Raw genomic sequence first — 20,871 nt, forward strand, 5'->3', positions numbered from 1 at the left:
CCGCAGGACACGCCGCGCTTCGAAGCGATGCTCGGTGACGGCAGCCAGTGGGGCATGAATATCCAGTACGCGGTTCAGCCTTCGCCGGATGGGCTCGCGCAGGCGTTCATCATCGGCCGGGATTTTGTGGGCAACGATCCGTCGGCGCTGATTCTCGGCGACAACATTTTCTACGGCCACGATCTCGCGAAGCAACTGGAGCGCGCCAACGAGAAGGCCGACGGCGCCACGGTCTTCGCGTACCACGTGCACGATCCTGAACGCTATGGCGTGGTCGAATTCGACAGGCAGTTCCGCGCGCTGTCGATCGAAGAGAAGCCGGCCAGGCCGCGCTCGAACTACGCGGTCACGGGTCTGTACTTCTACGACAGACAGGTCTGCGACATTGCTGCGGACATCAAGCCGTCGTCGCGTGGCGAGCTCGAAATCACGGACGTCAACTCGCGATATCTCGCCAACGCCGCGCTCAATGTCGAGATCATGGGCCGTGGTTTCGCGTGGCTCGACACTGGTACACATGATTCGCTGATCGAAGCCGCGACCTTCATCGCTACGCTGCAGAAGCGCCAGGGTTTGGTGGTCGCGTGTCCGGAGGAAATCGCTTACCGGCAGCAGTGGATCGACGGCGAGCAGTTGCAGGCGCTCGCCAGACCGCTCGCGAAGAACGCTTACGGCAAGTATCTACAAAACCTTCTTACGGATCAAGTGGCATGGCCATCCAAGTAACCGCAACCGCGCTGCCTGAAGTCAAGATCATCGAGCCCAAAGTGTTCGGCGACGCGAGAGGCTTTTTCTTCGAGAGCTTCAATGCGAAGGAATTCGCCGAGCAGGTCGAGCCGGGCGTCGAGTTCGTGCAGGACAACCATTCGCGCTCCGCGAAGGGCGTGCTGCGCGGGTTGCACTACCAGGTCCAGAATGCGCAGGGCAAGCTCGTGCGCGTCGTCGAAGGTGAAGTGTTCGACGTCGCGGTCGACATCCGCAAGAGTTCGCCGAATTTCGGCAAGTGGGCGGGCGTGGTTCTGTCGGTCGACAACCATCGACAGTTGTGGGTCCCGCCCGGTTTTGCGCACGGTTTTGTGGTGCTGTCCGAGTCCGCGCAATTCCTCTACAAGACCACCGACTACTGGTATCCCGAGCACGAGCGCAGCATCGTCTGGAACGATCCGGCCATCGGCATCGAGTGGCCGATCAAGGAAGAGCCGCTGCTGGCGGCGAAAGACGCGGCAGCCAAGCCGTTAGCCGATGCTGCCGTGTTCGAATAAGGTCCCAGAGCGTGAGTCAATATCATATGGCGAGGACGGCAACACAATTGCAAACTGGAATGAAATTCCTGGTCTTGTCAGGAGATGTAATGAGACTGTTGCACGCTTGGCTTTTGTGTCTTTTGGCGGTGTCCGCCTCCGGCTTCGCTCAGAGCACATCGAGCCGGCAATCGGCTCTGTCGACTTACTCCACCGGTGATGCGAGCGCATTGGACTATACGTCGGTTGATCCAGCCACATTGACTTCTTACTCGTCGACTGGCTTGACAGTGTCAGATGATTCGGACACGTCGAAATTGGGGCACTACAAACGTCGCTACGCCGGCCACCAACGTCGACGAGACCTCGACGACAGGAAGGAGGCCAGCAGTTCGCCTTACGAGCCACCAAACCTGACCAAAGAAGCGACCCTAGGGAAAGATTTGATAGACGAGCCAGATTACTTCACCAACATGATGCTTGAATCCACATCTGAGACTGGCGACAATCTTGCTCTTGGCGAAAAAAACAAAAAAGGGCGCCAACTAAGGTCTCAAATGTCAAAGAAGCAAGCGCTTAAGTCGTCTCTTCTATCCCAAGGCCGCTCCGCAGACACGAATAACGTTAGCTCCTATTCCGAAGCGACTTCATCACTTGACACCACTGAGGCGTCGCCCAGCTACAAGCGCTTCAGGCTAAGCCCCGCAATGAAGTCCTACAAAGGCATGCTAAGCGGTGCGGATGCCAACTGACAGGGTGTTTACAGGTTCGTACATACCCCCATTTCATCTCCGCATATATGGGGACAAGCGGATCAATACCGCTTCCTTTGGTATCCGCAATCGCCGCTCGCAACGACCGGCCTTCGGCCTGAAGGCCCAATGTTTCGCACAATAGTTTGCTGGGGCCTTGTCGAACGCTCGGTTCCAAACTGGTAGACTATGGCGCTGCCTGCTTTGGAGCCATCGTGCGAGATTTGCCAAGACTGACACGCTTAAGAAACATCGGCGAGAGTCTCGCCCTCGTGTTCCTTGCCATTGCCGTTTGCATTGCCGTCTTGATCAGCAAGATCTGCGGCAGCGTCGGCGCCGTGTGGGGATACCGTAGGCATCGCCACCAACAACAGAGCGGCGAGATGGACGGATATATGCGGTCGCTGCATGAGGCGCACACCAGTAGCACGTCTGAGAATCGGGCAGAACATCGTGTGAGAAAACGTCACGAATCCAATCAACGCCTCGAGCGCCGTGCTAGCGAGGAGAATGCCTCTGCCCCTCCCTGCCCGGCAGAAGACGCTCACAGCCGAGACTGAACGCGAGACCACAAGCCCGCCCTGCGCGTGCCGACGCCGGAAGCGAATCTAATTATTTAGAGTCGGCGCGTCGCGTAGATCCTGAACAACATTATCTTCCACAGAAACCCTCATTGGATTATCGGTGCGGATCCAGGCATTGATTCTCGCCACGTTTTCCTGTCCCGTTTCACCAGAAAGGAAACGCACAGACCGGGACGTGCCAGTCGAAACAAAAATCCGGTTCCTTGTGACCTGCCATTGTCTGGACAGGCTTCCCGGACCAACCCAGATCGCGTAATAGCAATCGCCAACCAACTCATTCTCGTAGATTCGACCGAAATTCCATCCTTTGCTCGCCGAGTTGGCACCGGTTACAACGTGACTGCCTCGCCCCAGCATCTGCTCTTTTCTCACCCTTCCGCCCGCGATCCATTGGGGAGAAAAACTTTTATTCTCGTATATTTCAGCATTCCCAGCGCAATAAAAATGAATATTATTGCATTTATTCAAAATATTATTCATTACGCGGATGCCGCGATTTCGCTCAGATATCCAGATCCCGCCCACCTCTGCATATCTGCTATTTGACGCAATAGCGCATTGATTCAGCGAGTTATGGTGAATATCGACGTTCAGATTCGAATTATTCACACCGTGAGCATAAAAGAATTCGGAAAACTGGTCCACAGTATCTCTGGCTAGCAGAATGCCAATGGCATCGGTTCTCGAAATTTTGTTGAAGGAAACTTCACCTCCCGACACGCCGCCCAAGAAAATTCCTCTAGCGGCACCATCCTCGCAAGTGTTATCCGAAATTGTGACGTTCAAGCTATATCTCTGGCCTGAAGTATTCCCAACGTATGATTCATCATTTCCCGTGAACCAAGTTACGGCAACACAATCGTCCCCCGTGAAACTCACGCGATTTGAAATGATTCTTATGTTGGCTCCGCAACCCTGACAAGTTATGCCGTCGGCTTTGGTACGATGGACATAATTGCCGTGAATATAAACATTGGTCGATTTTTGCACCCAGATCCCGGCCGACCAACTTCCATCGATCTCCATTTCTGAAATTTCTATCCCTTGAACTCCCTCCGCATATATTGCAAAATTATTGTCGATCCGTGTAGCGGGCGCCGATACGTAAGCAATTTTTCCATTTCGCAACTGCAGATTCTGGCATCCGCCTAGCCCGGACGAAGATTTGAATGTGAGCCCCGACGGCGAAGGACCTGTCGGGGTAGGCCGGTCTATCAGGAGGGTTGAACCATTCAGATCCAATGCGGCGTTCTTTAGATCAACGAATACGAGGGGCTGGACGCGATAGACCTTTCCCTTTCCCGCAACGACCTCGACATTGGAATGCAAGGCTCGCGTGAAATAATCGGTATCGTCGTCAACTCCGTTACCCCTCGCACCCGTCTCGTCGATACGAACGATAGTTTCGTTGCCGTTCAGCCCGGAAATGCCAGACGAAACAGCTAAACCGTTTTTCGCAGTTCGTCCCAAGGATGGCAGCAGAAAAGACATGCCGCTCAGGATAGCTTTCACAACGGAGCGTCTTTTCTCCGGGCGATCAACCAATTTCATCGGCTCTCCCCCGACCGCGAACCAAACGTCTCCGCCGACGGAACGGCGCCGTCGCCCGATCCGTCAGCTCGCTCGTCCATCGTCGGCGCTACTGCGTCATAAACCCTTTCATGTTGGGCCGCTATCTCGTCCCAAGTAGGCGCAATATTCCTTCGTACCGGTGGGCTCCAAGGCCCGGTCCAGTCCAGAATCCTTGCCGCTATATTTGCAGGATCATCGTCCGCGGCAACCAGGAGCACACGCTCGTCACTCGAAGGCTCATACCCCGTTCCACACTGCTCGAACTCGTCCTCCGCGTTCGGAAATGTGGAAAGAACCCGCGTTCCCAGTTCCGCGGAATACCAGAAACTTCCTCGTCTCGCTGAAAGACCGTCAGAAAATAGCTGAAGAACCATGTCACACGCAGAAAGCGTTAAAGCCAGTTCATCCGCCCGCTCGATATAACCACATAATTCGACATTGCTTTCCAGCCCATACTCCGCAATTTTCCCACGAAAATTTTCCCGTTTCTCGTCGTGCCCGTCCGGAAAGTCGCCGCACATAACCAGTTTCACTGCGCAACCTTTGCTGAGCAGTTCCTTGACGATATGCAGCATTTTTTCCGGCTGCTTCCATTCATAGACGAATCCGAAAAAGCCTAGCACTAACTGCCGAGTGCACCCGCTATCGTTATGCCCGCTTTTTTCGACGCACAGGCGCGACAGCGCATTTTCACGTGCTGCCAGAATACCGGCTGCTTCAAGTTCTGGAATATCGACATTCACGGCGATCGGAATGACAAACTGCTGTTGAACACGTCTTATATACTTCGCGATTCGTGAACTCAAAAACGCTTTCCGCTCCCGTTCAGAGGCAAAGATGAGAACGTCTGCCAGAAGAATGGTCAAGCAAACACTTGCACGACGCAACACATGCATGCTTCTCCATTCGTGCAATGTGACGGCCAGGCGGCTCGATCGAAAAAACATCCGACCAATGACCGGCATAACACCTGGCATGACAGATGTTCCCCACCCTTCAACCGGATATTGAATATGCACGATATTCGATCGGCTAAAGAATCGAAGAAATCCAAGCCATTCAAGAATATTCCCTGGTTTGAACCTTGAGTGAACAAAGCCAATCCTGGTGCCAAGAGGTGCTCGTCGGCCTAGAGCTGCTGCCACCTGTTCCGCATAGTCTCCGATACCGTCACGATCAATTGCGGGGTCGTGACCAACCACGTAGTCGACATGAATCATATAATCCTCGATAAATCTGGCCAACTACTCCATAAACCCCGCGGTGCCCACCGCCTCTGAGTCCGGAATTACTGCCTGATACATCTGCAGCATTTTTTCGTTCATTGCCTGCGATTTAAAAACGCTGGTATAGCGGTCACGCGCTGCGCGCCTCAAGAGGGTCAGGTTTTCAAGCTCCAGGTCCGAGAAAAAGGCGACCGCCTTCTCTCCGTTTTCAAAATCGAGGTGATAGCCGCTAATTGCGTGTTCCACGATATCCGGCAACGCTCCAGCCACATTGCATATCACCGGCGTGCCCGCTCTGAGTGCTTCAACGGCAACGAGGCCAAAGCCCTCCCAACGCGAAGGCACCACAAGAGCGTCCGCGAGTTCATAAAAAATCTGCAAAGCATCTCGTTCCTGCCAGCCGATGATTTGCACGTTCTCAGGACACGATCCACGGACCTGAGCCCACCAGCCGGAATTGACGACCGCCTCCCCTACCACCGTCAATTCGATATCTTTTCGTGCAGCCAGTCGAAGCGCGTTGAACAACAGATCGACACCCTTCTGATAGTCCAGCCGACCGACGAATAACAGCCGTATTACGCGGCTTTGGGATGAGACACACTGATTCCGCGGCGCGTCCGACACGACATCGGAGATCCCGCTTACGATCAGTTCAAGCTTCAGTTTCGGCAAGCCGGCGTCGAGTGCAGCGTTATACTCGTGTTCGGAAATGCAAACGATCTTGTTACACGCCAACGCGAGCATAGTTTCGATCTTCTTCCACAGCCAGTTCGTGCCCTCGGCACCCTGGCGCAGATACGACCAACCGTGCGGACAATAAATTACCTTCGTCTCCTTCCGTACTGCCATCAACACAACACGACCAATGGCGCCGGCAAAAGAGCTGTGCAGGTGGATGACGTCCGGCCTTTGTGTCCTGACGATCTTGAGAATCGCGAGGCAGAGATTCAGCATCGTAGAGAAGGAACGCCCCTGTCTCCTGAATTCCCAAGCAACGGCTTCGTGGAACTCGCTTCGCCTCTCATCTCCTTCGCGCGGGACGATTATGTGGACATTGTCCGCTCCGTACAAACCGACCTGGTACGGAATAATTTCCGCCAAATACGATTCGATGCCGCCCTTCAGGGTCTCGCACACGTGCACTATTTTCATTAGGTCCCCCCGATTGCATCTCGAGCCAGAATCAAACTCACTTGCTGGTCAATGTAGTTTTTTGAGGTCAGCGTTTCGTTGCGCGCGCGATAGAACGCTGCGCGCTGATAACTCCTTCGTGCCGAGACATCCGTGGCAAATTTCCTGACTTGCGAACCAAGCGATTCGGCACTTCCGGTCTCGTAGTACATGATTTCGCCTTCGTCAAAATAGTCAGTCAGTCCTCCGGTATTTGCCGCGATAACAGGCACGCCCAGGAACGCCGCCTCCAGTACACATGTAATGCCGGACGCATGCATGTTGCTTTTAAGCGGCACGACGACGAGGTCCGCCCAGGCATACGCATCCTTGACTTCAGCCAGCGAATTCGCGGACTCTATTTCCCAATCGTCTGGATATGACGCGACAGATTTCTTGAAGGTGCGGCTAAGCACCCGGATGCGGACGTCGCGCGCCTCGGACAGAGCAGCACAAAACGTCTTCCAGTCGCGATGTTCGTCGTTGCCAATTGCTAAAATTCTCAGCGCCGAATCGTCCCGTACAGCCGGGAGTTCCTCAGCCGAAAAGCTGTCATGACAAATGCCGAATTTCACCGACCTTGCGTTGATCCGGCTGTCGAGTTGATTCAGCCAGTCCTGGTTCTGGCTCGACAACGTTATCACCAGATCTGCCTTCCTCAAAACGGCTCCGAGGATCCTTGCGCCGAACTTACTTTGCTGTTTCAGTAGGTCTGGGGACCAGATAATCTGGCATACCGTCTTTCCTTTTATCAGCCACGGGAAAACTGTCCTCAACAGTAGAACAGAGAACGTTTCTCTATCCGTGTGTGTAAAGATGTAGTCGGCCTTTGCCATGCCTCTGATATTTCTCACAGCATGCACAAGATCAGCCCGAAAAATTCTGGAGATACTTTTTCTTATAATCCTGGAAAGGTAGTTTTCGTTAACTGATTGCGAGTAAAACACATCGAATCCAGACTCCTCCAGATAATGATATCCATAGGGAGATCTGTCCGGTCGAATGCCTTCTTCGAAGGATTTCTTCCAGTTCTCAACGGAAATCTCGGCCCAAAGCAATACGAATGCTTTTCGCACGACTCACGCTCCGTTCTCAGCGAGAACCACATTTGGGAGCGCCTTCGTCCAGCATTCGTAATAACCAGAGTTTTTGCCGTACGAGTTATCAATCAAAACAATTTGCTTGTCTAGCAAGGCACCGAGAATATGCCCATGCAATCTCGACGTCACAACGCGCTCATATTTCGAGAAGAAATTCACATTCGCTTCGATGATTGAACGCACCATCGGCAAGTACATTTTCCACGGACGAACTAGCCTGACCGGAGCCATCCCGGCAACCCGATGAAATTTGCTCGACCATTGCTCGAGAAACGGTGCCGAAAACTTTTGCAAATCGTTCCAATCCCCTTGGAAATCCATTGCATGAACCGGCAATTCCGAGACAGGTGAAGCCTGCGGCTGCTCTTTGTCTCCACGAATGAGCCAGAGCGTCCCTTTCGCGGCGCCCGGCATTGCAGGTTTGAATGGCGCTGACCCGTAAAGCCAATGCGCCATGTCCGGCAAGAGATAGACCTTGTCGCTCAGAAAGTCCAACGCAAACTTGTGGCTTTTTTCATCTCTAACGCAGATGTGCAGATTTTTATGACTTCGGAAAATTGCCGCCGACTCCTTGGCCTTGGCAATATCAGAAAAATGAATCGTCTGCGGCAAGAGAACAATTTTATTATTGGAGAATCGCGTCACGATTTGTTCACGGAACGATTGATGCCACGGATAAAGGTCGCCGAAATTACCTCCTCCCTGCAATACGATAGTTCTGTTGCCAACCGCGCTTCTTGAAAGTTGCGACTTCTCCTTCAGACTAAATCGGTCGTCGATCACAATATTGTTATCTCGAAAGAAATTCTCACTTCCCTGAAATATCAAAAGATCCCCGATATTGAAGTAAACGGGATAGTCGGCAAATATTATGTGCTCGCCCTGCGGAATGATTTCCAGCAACGACGTCAGTTTGCATTTAATTGAATTCATTTAGCCTACCCGTTTAAAAAACTCCAAGGCCCCACCCCAGTCGGTTCGTGAAGGCATCCAATTTTCAGATCCGGTCTCAAAAGCACTCTTAAACATCACCCACGCTACAGTGAGTTTTAGAACGGAGGACATCAGAATCCCGGTCGCGACGCCCACGACACCAAGCTGCAACCCGAGAAAATACGCGAATACCATCGCGGACAAACCGCCCACCAACTGGCGGATCGCCCCCTTATGCGGTTCGCCTACCGCACTGAATGCCTGAGAAACAATCAGGCTTCCTCCGGCCACACAGGAGTCCATAGACAGAATGCACAGCACCTTGACAAATCGGGAAATCTCCACGTTCGCGATAAAGAACGACGACAGCATTACCGGAGCCAGGCAGCCCACCATTAGCACAGACAAAACCGTGATATATCGGAAATTAACCGCGGTTTGTGCCACCACTGCACTTCTAGATTTTCCGATTGCCTTTGCCAGAAGCACTTGACTCAACGAAATTGGGATCTGGCCGACGCCTCGCGCAATTGCTCCGACGATCGTATAAACGCCCACCTCCCGCATTGGCATGGACAGTGCAATCAGCGCGATCTTATCCACCTGCCAAACCAGGATATTCATTACATCGCCAATCCAGTACAGCGAGGCCAGGCGGCCCAGCTCGCGAACGTCCTTGCGGCCCACCACTCCTCTACTTTTGTATTCCTTGACGCAGATGAGCATCGCATACGCACTGCTTACCAGCGATCCTGCGGCGTAGGCAGCGAGATAAGCTTGCGTTTCCACCACCGAAAAAAGACCGAAAACCAGAATTCCCAGTGCCGTCACTGCGGGCGACATCAATCGCGAGACACTAAATACATGGAACAGCTTTTCGGTTTGGCATGCTCCCGAAAACAGCGCGTAGAGGATCGTCGAATCGGTCAGAACGATTGTCCAAATTGTTACCAAATTTCTATCGGCCGAAATTTTGCTGGCGATATATGGCGCAACTTTCAGGCTTAGGAGCGTACCCGCACCAATGGAAAAAATGGCACAGACAATCAAACATCTAAAAAGACTTTCCGCGCGCTCGGGGAATCGTTGCGTCAGGTAAACGAAACCCAAATGAAGACCGAAGCAGCATATCGAAGCTAATAATGGCGGATAGGCCATGATCGCCGTAACTGCGCCGCGCGTGCTTAAACCGGCGAACAGTGACGTAAGGGCCACGTTCCCGAAATTCAGCCCCAATATCGCCACGTTCGATCCCAGCGCCTGGCGAAAGAGTGAGTTGAAGTGTCGCGTCATATCCGCACTCTCATTGAGTTCCCGGTAGCTATTCGTCTGGAACCGCGGTTAAACACCCACTCAATCAAGGCAACGAAAATCACCAGGAATAAGTACCGGTTGGTATAAAACACCGCCAACACCGGGTCACCGTTTCTAAATAAAAACCAGCAATACATGATAAAAATCATGTAAGCGCTCAGGAAACTCCAGTTTTTTCGCGTTCTGCTCTTCAGCCATCGATCAACCCGGCCGATAAGGTATCCGAGCGCAATCCCATATGGAATCAGGCCAAGCCACCCGAACACGAGAAAGGCGTAACCAAAAATCGTCGGCGGAATTCCCCAGCCCGAAATTCCCATCGATCGCTCAACCAGAATGTGGTCTAGCGGGACATATGAGTCGAACGGCATGAACGGCGAGACAAGCGCCGTGACGTGAAGCCAACCATAATCGTAATCAGTCAACGCGATGCCCTTCTGGTACACATTCATGATCTGATCGAGTACCCAGAATTCGGACGTGTCGAGTAAAGCCAAAGGAACGGCGGCAGCGTCGCCAGGCTGAAATCCGGATCTGACGAGAAACAGCAGGAAGAGCATTCCCGCCGCTGCGAAGCCGATTAGTGCGAGCCTTTGCAGTCTAACCACGGACTTCCTTGCAACCAGCGTGACGATAATCGCCATCAATACGTCGAACGCATACTCGCGCTTGATGAAGCAGACCGCCATCACCAGCGAACTCCCGCACAAAACGGAATAGAAAATCACCATTTTTCTAGATTTCTCGAGCGCAAACAGCGCTGCACTTACGATAGCGAATCCCGAAATCAGCGTGTAAATCGACCCGTTCTTGCTCGCGGAACCCACCTCGTCCTGAGTCGCCGCGAAATAAGTCTCCGCGTTGTAATTGGCGATCAGTCCCTCCACCCCACCGACAGCCTTTAAATAGCTGACAAAGAACAGGATGGAACAGGCAATCATGAATAGACTGAGGATGACCGCCAGCTTCGAACCCTTTGCCGGTGCACCAAGGGGAACGCTATCTGTCCCACTAAGCTTGGTCCCAGACAAAAACGCGTAGACAAATAGAACTGTTCCAATGATCCATTGGTTGTCGTCACTGAGATCGAAACCCGAAAATTTGTCGATCGCACCCAGCAAAACCAGGGCGGCGCGCGGCAGCACGTAAAGACTAAATACAATGAGCATCACAAACGCCGGTCCGGCGAGATTCTTCTTGGTCGCCTCCAATAGCGAACACGCGATCGTCACCAAACAAATGATTCCGAAAACGGGATAAATCTGAGCCCCAAGCGCGGCAAAAAGCGCGCTCAAGCCCAATAGCAAATTTAAGGGGAGTGCCCTTCGCGGTGTCGAATATGTTCCAAAGGTTGCCATAGCGGTTCGTCAGCCGGGACGCCGAAGTTGACCTGACAGGCCATGTGCCACCCCGGTCGCAATCGCTACGGCTCCTGCGTAATTTCCCCTTATGACACGGCGAGCGAGCCTGCCCGACAAGGAGACGAGTAGCGGAACGACCCAGTGATATTTGAAGTGGCTTCTAAGGAAAATGACCGAGCCGCGAGAAAAGAAGTAGTCAAATCGAGGGCTTCCTTTGCCGACTGTGTTCGACTCCGCATGCATGACGATCGACTTGTCGGCAAAGGAAATCGACCAGCTCTTTTTCGTCAACCGGAAACAGTAATCAGCGTCTTCCCAGTAGAGAAAGTACTTCTCTGAGAGCGGCCCGATGTCCTCGTACGCATCCCGGCGAATCAGACAACTTGCCCCACACAGGTAGTCCAGCTTTGTGTCGGCCGTAAAATTTTCAACGTGCATCGATCGACCGGTAATACGGTTGATTACTCCGCCGCCGGCACAGATAGTCTTTTCGACATCGTGCAGATGGACAATCCGCGATCCGACCGCGCCTATGGCATCACTCTGTTCTGCGACCGACACGAGCTCCGACAGCGTGTCTTTGCGAACGATGGTGTCGTTGTTCAGCAACCAGAAGTATTTGACCGCCGAGTCCCGCAACGCATTCATCGCCAGATTGCATGCAGCGGCGAAGCCGTCGTTGGAATCCGAGTGTATAGCCTTGACCGACGGTTCAAGCTCCATGAATCGTTCATAGGAGCCGTCGCCCGAACAATTGTCTACAACGACTATGGAATAAGAGCCATAATCGAGTTGTTCAAGCGATTCGATACAGCGCAACGTATCCTTGGCGTTTTTATAATTCACAAGGACCACAGCGACGTGATGAGCGTCGGCCAACGTGCTCGACGGAGGACTTTTTCCGTCGTGACGACGCGTGCTGATTGACGAGATCTTGTTCATTTCGTTAGTTGACCGTATTCATACGCGTAGTACCGCCCATATCTGCGACCGTAGCCGAGCGCGGTGCGAGGCAGATCGTTAAGCAATGCGCCCTTCAGTGCAACCCCGCCGTGCTGCAGTCGCCGAACGGACTCAATGATTTCATGCAGCGGATGCTGCGCATAACGCAACGCCAAAAGTGTTGTCCCGGCATGCTTTCCGATAATCGCGGCATCCGTCACAGCGAGGACTGGCGGACTGTCCACGATCACTAGGTCGTATGAAGTACGCAGTTTCTCCAGCATTTCCCCGAATCTCGCGTTGGTCAGCAACTCGGACGGATTCGGCGGCACGGTTCCGGTCGAAATGAAATCGAGCCCCGGAAGAACGTCCCGCTGAATAACTTCGTCCAGACTGATCTCGCCCAATATGCAGTCACTCACTCCTGGTTCCCGTGCCAAACCAAAGCAATCGTGCACGTGTCCACGACGCAGGTCACAATCTATTAACAACACCTTCTTACCGGAGGATGCCAGTATCGTTGCGAGGTTGGCGACAATGAACGATTTGCCCACGCTAGGGCTCGGACTCGTGACCATGGCGACATTGTTCTCAGCTTCGAGCATGGCGAATTGAATTGCCGTTCTCAGGCTGCGCAAACTTTCGACTGTCGTATCCGCGGGATTCTGGTGAGCAAGGATATGAAAGCCTTTTACGCGCTGACGAACCGCATCGTCCAGCGCGCGTTGCTCTTCGCTGTGTGGAATCGTTGCAAAGATGGGCAAACCAGTAGCGCGCTCAATCGCATCACCACTCTCAACGCCACCAAAGAACGCTTTCCGCACAAACGCGCTCGTCACGCCGAAAATGGCGCCCAACACAACACCCATTGCGATCACTAAAGCCTTCTTCGGCTTGATCGGCTCTTCCGAATCCTGTGCAAAATCGACCACGCGCACGTTGCCGACTTTGCCCGCCTTCAAGACACGGAGCTGCTGTGCACTATTCAGAAGGCCCGTGTAGAGATCCGTATCGACAGCAACATCGCGCATAAGACGCAAAGCGCCCTGCTCCAGGTTGGGCAAGCGGGAGATTCTGCCGCCGAGCGACTCAGTTTGACCCTTTGCGGACGCAATCTGCTTATCGAGCGCAACGACACTCGGATGCTCCTCCGTGAAACGCTGCCTCAACTCGAGCCGTCTTTGCTGCAACTCGAGAAGGGCGGTGTTCGAATCCACGGATTGTTGCAATATGAGCTTCGCTTCTTCACTCAGATTGACAGTGCCTTTCTCATTTCTAAAACGGTTGTACTTGGCCTCCGCATCGTCAAGCTGGCTCTTCAACTGAGGGAGCTGGCGGTCGAGAAACTCGATGGTTTGTTGTGCTTCCGCCGATTTCAACGCAACGTTTTGCGTCACGTACTCGTTAGCGACCGCATCCAAAATACTTTTGGTCTTCTTTGGATCCGGTCCGTTCAGGGTGACGCTGAGGATACCGGACTGCTTGCCCTTTTCTTCTATCTTGAGATCGTCCTGAAGATCCTCCACCGCCTGAAGTTCGGAACTGCGCTTGAGAATGAACTCAGTTCCTGGACGAGCAGCCAGCCTCGCTACGAGCAGCGTGACTTCACCGTCGTCGACCCGGCCTCTGGCGACACGATTCAACTTTCCTTCGAGCACGAAGTCGCCCGAACTCTTCAATATGTAAGAGTCACGACCGGTAGTTACCAGCGTGAATTTTCGCTTCCAGTATGTTTTTGGAACGTCGAATTGATTGACCTGAATGCTCTCACCGCCCCAGGCAAAGCGGTTCAGACCGAGAAATGACGGCGCGATTTCGGCCGGCTCGGGCCCCGACATCCTGCTCTCGTAGCGATTGCTCACCCATCCGCCAATGATCGGAAAATGCCTGGGCGTGGCGTCGATAAAGAGCTTCAAACTCGAAACCGCGGACCCAACCACAAGTCGTGATCGCAGAAGTTCGATCTCCGCGGTGGTTGCAGATTTGGCGTCCAGGAGTGGCGCGAGATCGCCAAGCAGATTCTTTTCGGAGAGGTCGGATTCTTCGACCTGAATCAGAATATTAGCTTCGTAGATGGGGCGAGCGCCGAAGGCGTAGATGACGCTGAGCGAGACCACAAACGCCATGATTCCCGCAATGAGCCACCGCCCTTCGTATATCAACGAAAGGTAATCGGCAAACGAAACGTCGTCATCGGCACTGGTAGCGTCAAGCGACGCAGGTAGATTAGCAGCCATTTGTTACCTATATTTATACGTTCAATTCTTCCAGCGCGTAAGACCAACGCCTCAAGCCGGTTTCGATCGACGCAAACGCATTCTCAAACTCAGCTTTGCCTTTCTGGTAAGGGTCAGCCACGTCGAATTGTTGGAAATGGCCCACTCGATACGTTCGGCCTGTTGCGAACCTGTAGGTGTCCTCAACCCTCTTCTTCTGGTCGGCGGACATGACCAGAATCATGTCCGCAGCCTTAACCATGGACCAACTTAGTTGTCGGGCCACGTGCATCTCCAGACAGAGCCCTCGTTCTGTCATAACCGACACGGCAAACGGATCGGCCTTTCTTCCAATCAGCGCGTTCAATCCCGCGGAGCTAACATGGAGTTGTGGAAACAGATCATTAGCCAGCGCCTCGGCCATAGGGCTTCGGCAGATATTCCCCTCGCAGACAATCAGAATGGAATTGACGCTCATTTCGTCACAATTGCAGTGGTTAGACCGGCGTTGATCGCTGGCAAGAGCAGGCTCAGAACACGGCTGAATCGGACAAGCCCGCTCCCATCCACATACACCACGTCCTTCGGATGCAAGTGGAACTCGTTCGCCAGAATCATTGATACGGGCGAGCGGGCGTCCAGGTGGAAGACTTCGGGCTTTGCACCTCCGGAACTGCGTATTACGTAGAGTTGCGCTGCGTCGGCAGAATTCGCGTTGATACTTCCCGCCTGAGCCAGAGCTTCACTAAGCGTCAGCGCGCCGTTTCTCGACGGATAGGCAGTAGACGGTTTATTTACTTCGCCCATGACATAGACGCCGCTTTCGTCTCGCGAGACGACTCGCAGCAGATCACCGTTCTGCATCAAGATCTTTGAAGGGTTCTCTCCGCGAGCAAGCATCCTCGCGAGATCTATCGGATAGGAGACACCGTCGCGCACCAATAGCAATCGGCTCTGGTCAGCGCTGTCAGCGAGTCCACCTGCTCGAGTGATCGCCTCGTAGAGCGTCATCGGAATGTCGGTTATGGATACGGCTCCCGGATTCCTGACCTGGCCGTCGACGTAGACCTCTTTGGCACGGTAGGACGCAACCCTGACCGTGACCTGTGGATTCTCGAAGACTCGCCTCAAGGCGGCGGCAATGCGATCCTGGGCCTCCCCAACTTGAAGGCCGCGGACAGCAATCTTTCCAGCGTACGGAAACCGAACCGTACCGTCTTTTTCGATAACGAAACCGGCTGCCGGATCCGTACTGCGTTGTACGTTTGTCTGGGTCTGCTGCATGCCCTGTGCAACTGCAAGTTCAGGATGATCCCAAACCGTAATCTGCAGTACGTCGCCTACTCCAAGCGTATATCCGGAGGTGTATGCGAAAAGCTTGTTGCTTTCAACCGCGGTCGGTTGCCCCACTTCATCTCGCATCGTCCTGATCAATGCGGTATTGATGTCGACTATCGGAACCTGAAGATCGACTGGCGGAGTCTGCGCGTCGCCACTAGTCAGCGGTAACGTTGCAGGTGTCGTCATTCGCATTCCAGGAGCGACCGAGCAGGCCGACAGAATTACGCTTGCAGCTACTCCGGCCAGCAATTGAAAACCGCGACGGCAATCAGTTCCTTTACAGCCAACGGCCCACTTCCACAATAATGCCATCAGATAATCCTTCAAATGCTTTTCATTGATTTCGAATTCGGCGGCAGCGTCAATTGCAACAAATCGCACGATCTCCCCGTGAATCGTGTATGAAAATGCGTTGCCCATTTCCGCCTGCGGTTCGATTGACCGGTAGATTTCCGCACAATCGACACGGTAACCGTGCCGAGGGTCCGCACACGCCCGGCGGCTAATGCTTCTGTGCGCCGACTGAGGATCACGCGCGGACTTATATGGAACCTGCTCGGGTTGCTGATTCGTTAATAGGCGTTGCTGCTCACCAGTCCCTTAACCATCGTCGCAATCACAATTCGCATGTCCAATCCAAATGACCAGTTCTGCAGGTAATAGAGATCATGTTCGACGCGCTTCTGCATCTTCTCAAGTCGATCCGTCTCCCCCCGGAACCCGTTTATCTGCGCCCAACCGGTAATGCCAGGTTTAATCCGATAACGATGGATATAACCATCAACAACCTTTTGATATATTTCGTCATGCTCAATCGCATGCGGCCGTGGCCCAACCACCGACATGTCGCCGCGGAGCACATTAAAAAACTGCGGCAGTTCATCGAGACTTGTCTTGCGCAGGAGCGCGCCTGCTCGCGTGATGCGTGGATCGCCCTTGGTCGCCTGAGTGACCACGCCAGCTTTCTCGGCATGAGCACGCATAGTCCGGAACTTATAGATCCGGAACACCTGCCCATCTGCACCCTTCCGATACTGCGTAAAGAAAACCGGACCGCGCGACGAGCACTTCACCGTGATCGCGATTACCAGCAGCAACGGCGTCAACGCGAGCAGCGCCAGCGCCGCGAACAACCGGTCGAAGATCTCTTTCTGCACCATTGCCCGTGCGGGCAGTGGCGACGCAACCAAGCTGATTGCCGGCGCGCCGATCAGATCCACCACGCCCGCGTCGAACAACGCCATGCTGCGCACATCCGGGATGAAGCGGATGTTCACGAGGTCGTCGCGGAATTCGTTCACGAAACGTAGCATGGTCTGCGCTTCCGACAATGGCAACGCCAACCAGATTTCCTGAATCCCGCTCTTTCGTACGTGTTCGGAGAACTTACCGAAGTCCTCAAAAGTGGGAATGCCTTTGGGTGCGAAAACTTCCCCCGCGCCAACCTCGAATAGAGCCGACATGCGGAAGCCGCTCGCGGGTGCGGCCAGCACCTTGCTCACGACTTCCCTGCAATGAACTCCGCCGCCAACTACGGCGACGTTGCGCAAATTCATACCAACGTAGCGCACGCTACGCAGCACCGTATGCAGCAACAGACGCGATCCGATCAAGCCACCCGCGCTAGTAGCGGTCCAATAAATGAACCAGAGGCGTGAGATCATATCCGTGCGATGCACGGAGAACATCAGCACGAGCCCGCCCGCCTGGACCAGCAGCCACGCCAACGAAACCTGCCCGCTCAGACGCAACAACGAGCGACCGCGCCATGATTCATAGAGGCCGAATACCGGAAACGAGACCAGAGCAAGCGCGACCGAAAACGTGATGAATGCGCCATCCACCCGAGTCTGCGCCAGATCCTCAAAGCGAATGTTCGATGCCAGAAGCGCACCGGCCACGATGACAATCACGTCGACAAGCCGCGCCAGTAACCCTTGTATTCCGAGCATGTTGCGATTTCCCCGCCAGAAGATGGACAACGTGTTGCGCCAAAGCGTCACGCCCGCCCGTATGTATCGTCCAACCGAATAATGTCGTCTTCACCGAGATATGAGCCGGACTGCACTTCGATCAATTCGAGCGGCAGCTTTCCCGGGTTCTCGAGTCGATGCGCCACCCCCAACGGAATGAACGTCGACTGGTTCTCGCTCAACACGAATTCCTCATTGCCGCGTGTGACCAATGCCGTGCCACTCACCACTGTCCAATGTTCGGCACGGTGGTGATGAAGTTGCAGCGACAGGCGTCCACCCGGGTTGACCACAATCCGCTTGACCTGGAAGCGCTCACCTCGGTCGATCGAATCGTAGTAACCCCACGGACGACGGACCTTGCGATGAACCTCCGCTTCAGGCGCCTGCAGTGCCCGCATCCGGCTAACCACACTCTTCACCTCCTGGAGGCGGGAACGGTCGGCTACCAGCACGGCGTCGTCTGTTTCAACCACCACCACGTTGGTCATGCCAACGCACGCGATCAGACGCTTCTCGGAATGAGCGAAGCTGGAAGTGGTACCCTCAAAAACGACACGGCCGCGAGAAGCGTTGCCATCATTGTCTTTCTCGAGTGCATCCCAGACCGCGTCCCACGAACCGAGGTCGGACCAGCCCGCGCTGAGCTGCACCACGACACCTTCCGCCAAGCCTTGTTGCGATCCGAGGTGTTCCATCACCGCATAGTCGATAGAGTCGGTCGGGGATGACTTGAACGCTTCCGCGCCCGGCCGGAAAAAAGAAGAGTCGCTGTGACCCTGCACCTGCGCCTGCAGACACGCGTCATACATTGCTGGCTGAAGCCGCTTGAGCGTCGTTAGCCACACGCTCGCGCGCAAAACAAAGATGCCGCTATTCCACCAGTGCTGGCCCGACGCCGCGTATAAAGCAGCGACTTCTGCCGCCGGCTTCTCCACGAAGTGCTCAATGAGATGCGCACTGCCACTAATCTCATCACCGAGTTTGATATAACCGAAACCCGTATCGGCACGCGTGGGTGGCACACCCAGTGCGACGATCGCGCCTCGATCGGCGTGCTGTGCGGCCACAGCGATTGCCGCCTGGAAGGCCGCAACGTCGACGATCGCATGATCCGCAGGCATGACCAGCATGATCGCGTCATCCCCATCGGTGCACGCCATCGTGGCCGCCAACGTCAGTGCCGGCGCAGTGTCACGGCGAGCCGGTTCCACCACGATACGTGCCTCGAGCCCCTGTTCACGCAACTGCTCCGACGTCACAAAACGGTGCTCGTTTCCACAGACGACAATCGGAGTAGCCACCAATCGCCCTTGCACATTGAAGCCTTTCACCCGCTGCACGGTAGCTTGCAGCAGCGATTCCGACCCGAGTACGTCAATCAACTGCTTCGGATACTGTTCACGCGACACGGGCCACAGCCGTGAGCCAGCCCCGCCGGCGAGCACCACCGGGACGAGCCGGACGGGCGCAGCGGAGAACCCCTGTTCCGTCGAAACCGCCTTGCGGTCGTCAGCGTACGCGACCGTTTCATCCGTCGATGTGTTCTCCATATGCAGTCCTGTTTGTGGTTCCAACTTGAGCAGCCTTCGCAAAGCAGTGTTTTGCTCTATGCTATTTATTTCATGTGGCGCAACTGTTGATCCCAGCCCATTTTGATGGACTTTGGTACACGGACAGTTGCACTGCCGAATCAGAAAAAACAATGCGGTAACCCTTCGGCCACTGGTCGACATGATCCAGCAACCGGGGTCGTTCGTGACTCTCAATAGGACTTGCCCATCTATGCAACATCATCTTTGATGGACTGAACCGATGTGATATTCGTGGCGTCTCCAGCCACTTTCGACTTTCGCCCGCCGATTGCGTGAGCGAATTCAAAATGCAAATCGCATCCTTCTTAGAAGCCATGCGCAGTTTTTGACTCAACCGTATTCCGGTGTCAATCGGTCCACGCTCACTTCCGTCCCACTGGTAACGCTATTGCTACTCGTTGCCCGCGTAAAATCGCGCTTTCTCTTTCGTATTTCGGTTGTAGTCGTAACCGCTAACCTGAAAAATGCACTGCGACCTCAGTTGCAGTGCATCATACATAGGCCGCCTTCTCACGTTGTATGACTGACGGAAAACGCCAATATGTTGGCGTTTTAGCCCATTCGGTTATCACGCCTCGGAACGGGCACCCTTTTGAGCCGATGGGGTTCGCCACTTCGAGTGGCGCGATCACGCCGTCAATTTATAGCACCCTCGCGTAGATGCGTCCCGCGCCGAATTCAGTGGTCTGATCGTCGCCTTTCCCGCGTACGTCTGGACGAAATCTGCAGATACCACGCTAGAGGGCTCCCAACAGTTTTGCTCGATTTGGCTTGCAGCAGACGCAGAGGCTTGTCACGTCAATCGAATTCCGCCGTTCGGGCGTTAGTTTAAGTGCCGACAATGCACCGTTCAACGAAAGACAGCTATCGACTTTTTCGAGATCGAAAACGCACTCAGCGCCGTCTCCTGATTTGCCAAAGATCCCTGGGCTTGGCGCGTCTTGGCAAATGTCCATGGCAGCTACGCCACCAATCTGTCCGCCCTGCGTCGGTTTGGTTGCCGATTGCAGACAACAGCCGGCGAGGTGGCGAGCGCTGTCGGAGCCACGTCCAGCCGGCTCTCGACGCATTTTCTTGCCATGTACGACAAAGACGGAACTGGCGGCCTTCACGAGAACAACAGATATCCCGTAAGAGACGCAATTCCAACCAACAGGCTAAGAATTGCCCACAGCCGCAAGCGCATCATCAGTTTGGCACGTGATGCTTCCCAGGTTCCACGCGCCCGATGTGGCTGAAACTCGAGAAATATCAATGGCCGGTCGTGCCGCTTCCCAACCTTCAAGGCGGAGAACACGCTAAAAGCCAGATAGACGAACGCCCATCCGAAGCAGAGGTGTGCGAGGACAGAAAGATGAATTACCATATATTTCACCGACTTAGGACGAACGATAGAGATTCTTCAAGACTGCAGGCCGCCACTTCACGTTTCGTGACAAACGTTTGGCCGTATCCGTCTAATTCATTGATAGTCGGAATACCATTTTCACTCCCTTGCACAACACGACCTGCCCTCCCTGCGTGAAAGCCGCGCCGCATCTTTTTGGC

The 20,871-nt window shown here is 54.2% G+C and carries 16 protein-coding genes; 3 read left to right on the forward strand and 13 right to left on the reverse strand.

Annotation, left to right across the window (positions count from 1 at the left end):
* The 3 genes from rfbA to B0G73_RS37450 all read left to right on the forward strand — a co-directional run.
* Positions 1-726 (forward strand): glucose-1-phosphate thymidylyltransferase RfbA (gene rfbA / locus B0G73_RS37440; protein WP_106286078.1); only part of this gene is annotated, 726 nt, incomplete at its 5' end.
* On the forward strand, positions 711-1,262 hold the full coding sequence (rfbC, locus tag B0G73_RS37445) for a dTDP-4-dehydrorhamnose 3,5-epimerase (protein WP_106286079.1): 552 nt from the start codon (positions 711-713) through the stop codon (positions 1,260-1,262). The genes rfbA and rfbC, both read left to right, overlap by 16 nt.
* 89 nt (positions 1,263-1,351) lie before the next feature.
* Positions 1,352-1,993 carry a dTDP-4-dehydrorhamnose 3,5-epimerase gene (locus tag B0G73_RS37450; protein WP_258194155.1) on the forward strand — a complete coding sequence of 214 codons (642 nt, stop codon included), beginning with the start codon at positions 1,352-1,354 and terminating at the stop codon, positions 1,991-1,993.
* Between the two features lie 608 nt (positions 1,994-2,601).
* Here B0G73_RS37450 and B0G73_RS37460 read toward each other — a convergent pair.
* The 13 genes from B0G73_RS37460 to B0G73_RS37520 all read right to left on the reverse strand — a co-directional run bounded on the left by B0G73_RS37460 (position 2,602) and on the right by B0G73_RS37520 (position 19,281).
* Positions 2,602-4,128, reverse strand: a complete 1,527-nt coding sequence (locus tag B0G73_RS37460) for a right-handed parallel beta-helix repeat-containing protein (protein ID WP_106286081.1) — start codon at positions 4,126-4,128, stop codon at positions 2,602-2,604.
* Positions 4,125-5,369 carry a glycosyltransferase gene (locus tag B0G73_RS37465; RefSeq protein ID WP_106286106.1) on the reverse strand — a complete coding sequence of 415 codons (1,245 nt, stop codon included), beginning with the start codon at positions 5,367-5,369 and terminating at the stop codon, positions 4,125-4,127. Before B0G73_RS37465 ends, B0G73_RS37460 begins: the two co-directional genes overlap by 4 nt.
* A gap of 24 nt (positions 5,370-5,393) precedes the next feature.
* The gene (locus tag B0G73_RS37470) at positions 5,394-6,530 is read right to left on the reverse strand and encodes a glycosyltransferase (protein ID WP_106286082.1); all 1,137 of its coding nucleotides are present in this window, start codon (positions 6,528-6,530) and stop codon (positions 5,394-5,396) included.
* On the reverse strand, positions 6,530-7,624 hold the full coding sequence (locus B0G73_RS37475; protein ID WP_106286083.1) for a glycosyltransferase: 1,095 nt from the start codon (positions 7,622-7,624) through the stop codon (positions 6,530-6,532). Before B0G73_RS37475 ends, B0G73_RS37470 begins: the two co-directional genes overlap by 1 nt.
* A 3-nt stretch (positions 7,625-7,627) precedes the next feature.
* Entirely contained in the window at positions 7,628-8,581 is a 954-nt protein-coding gene (locus B0G73_RS37480; protein WP_106286084.1) for a polysaccharide pyruvyl transferase family protein, read from the reverse strand.
* The gene (locus B0G73_RS37485; protein WP_106286085.1) at positions 8,582-9,874 is read right to left on the reverse strand and encodes a hypothetical protein; all 1,293 of its coding nucleotides are present in this window, start codon (positions 9,872-9,874) and stop codon (positions 8,582-8,584) included.
* Entirely contained in the window at positions 9,871-11,253 is a 1,383-nt protein-coding gene (locus B0G73_RS37490) for an O-antigen polymerase (RefSeq protein WP_106286086.1), read from the reverse strand. Before B0G73_RS37490 ends, B0G73_RS37485 begins: the two co-directional genes overlap by 4 nt.
* A 9-nt stretch (positions 11,254-11,262) precedes the next feature.
* Positions 11,263-12,198: a glycosyltransferase family 2 protein gene (locus B0G73_RS37495; protein ID WP_106286087.1), complete on the reverse strand. Its 936-nt coding sequence runs from the start codon at positions 12,196-12,198 to the stop codon at positions 11,263-11,265.
* Positions 12,195-14,435, reverse strand: coding sequence for a polysaccharide biosynthesis tyrosine autokinase (locus B0G73_RS37500; RefSeq protein ID WP_106286088.1), 2,241 nt, complete (start codon positions 14,433-14,435; stop codon positions 12,195-12,197). Before B0G73_RS37500 ends, B0G73_RS37495 begins: the two co-directional genes overlap by 4 nt.
* 13 nt (positions 14,436-14,448) lie before the next feature.
* Entirely contained in the window at positions 14,449-14,892 is a 444-nt protein-coding gene (locus tag B0G73_RS37505; protein WP_106286089.1) for a low molecular weight protein-tyrosine-phosphatase, read from the reverse strand.
* Complete coding sequence (locus B0G73_RS37510) at positions 14,889-15,947, reverse strand: polysaccharide biosynthesis/export family protein (RefSeq protein ID WP_106286107.1); 1,059 nt, start codon at positions 15,945-15,947, stop codon at positions 14,889-14,891. The genes B0G73_RS37505 and B0G73_RS37510 overlap by 4 nt, the downstream gene beginning before the upstream one ends.
* A gap of 380 nt (positions 15,948-16,327) precedes the next feature.
* A complete protein-coding gene (locus B0G73_RS37515; RefSeq protein WP_106286090.1) occupies positions 16,328-17,707 on the reverse strand; it encodes an undecaprenyl-phosphate glucose phosphotransferase in 1,380 nt (459 codons plus the stop codon).
* Between the two features lie 47 nt (positions 17,708-17,754).
* Positions 17,755-19,281: a mannose-1-phosphate guanylyltransferase/mannose-6-phosphate isomerase gene (locus tag B0G73_RS37520; RefSeq protein ID WP_106286091.1), complete on the reverse strand. Its 1,527-nt coding sequence runs from the start codon at positions 19,279-19,281 to the stop codon at positions 17,755-17,757.
* Between the last annotated feature and the right edge of the window lie 1,590 nt (positions 19,282-20,871).

It is taken from the genome of Paraburkholderia sp. BL25I1N1, assembly GCF_003002025.1.
Lineage (GTDB): Bacteria > Pseudomonadota > Gammaproteobacteria > Burkholderiales > Burkholderiaceae > Paraburkholderia.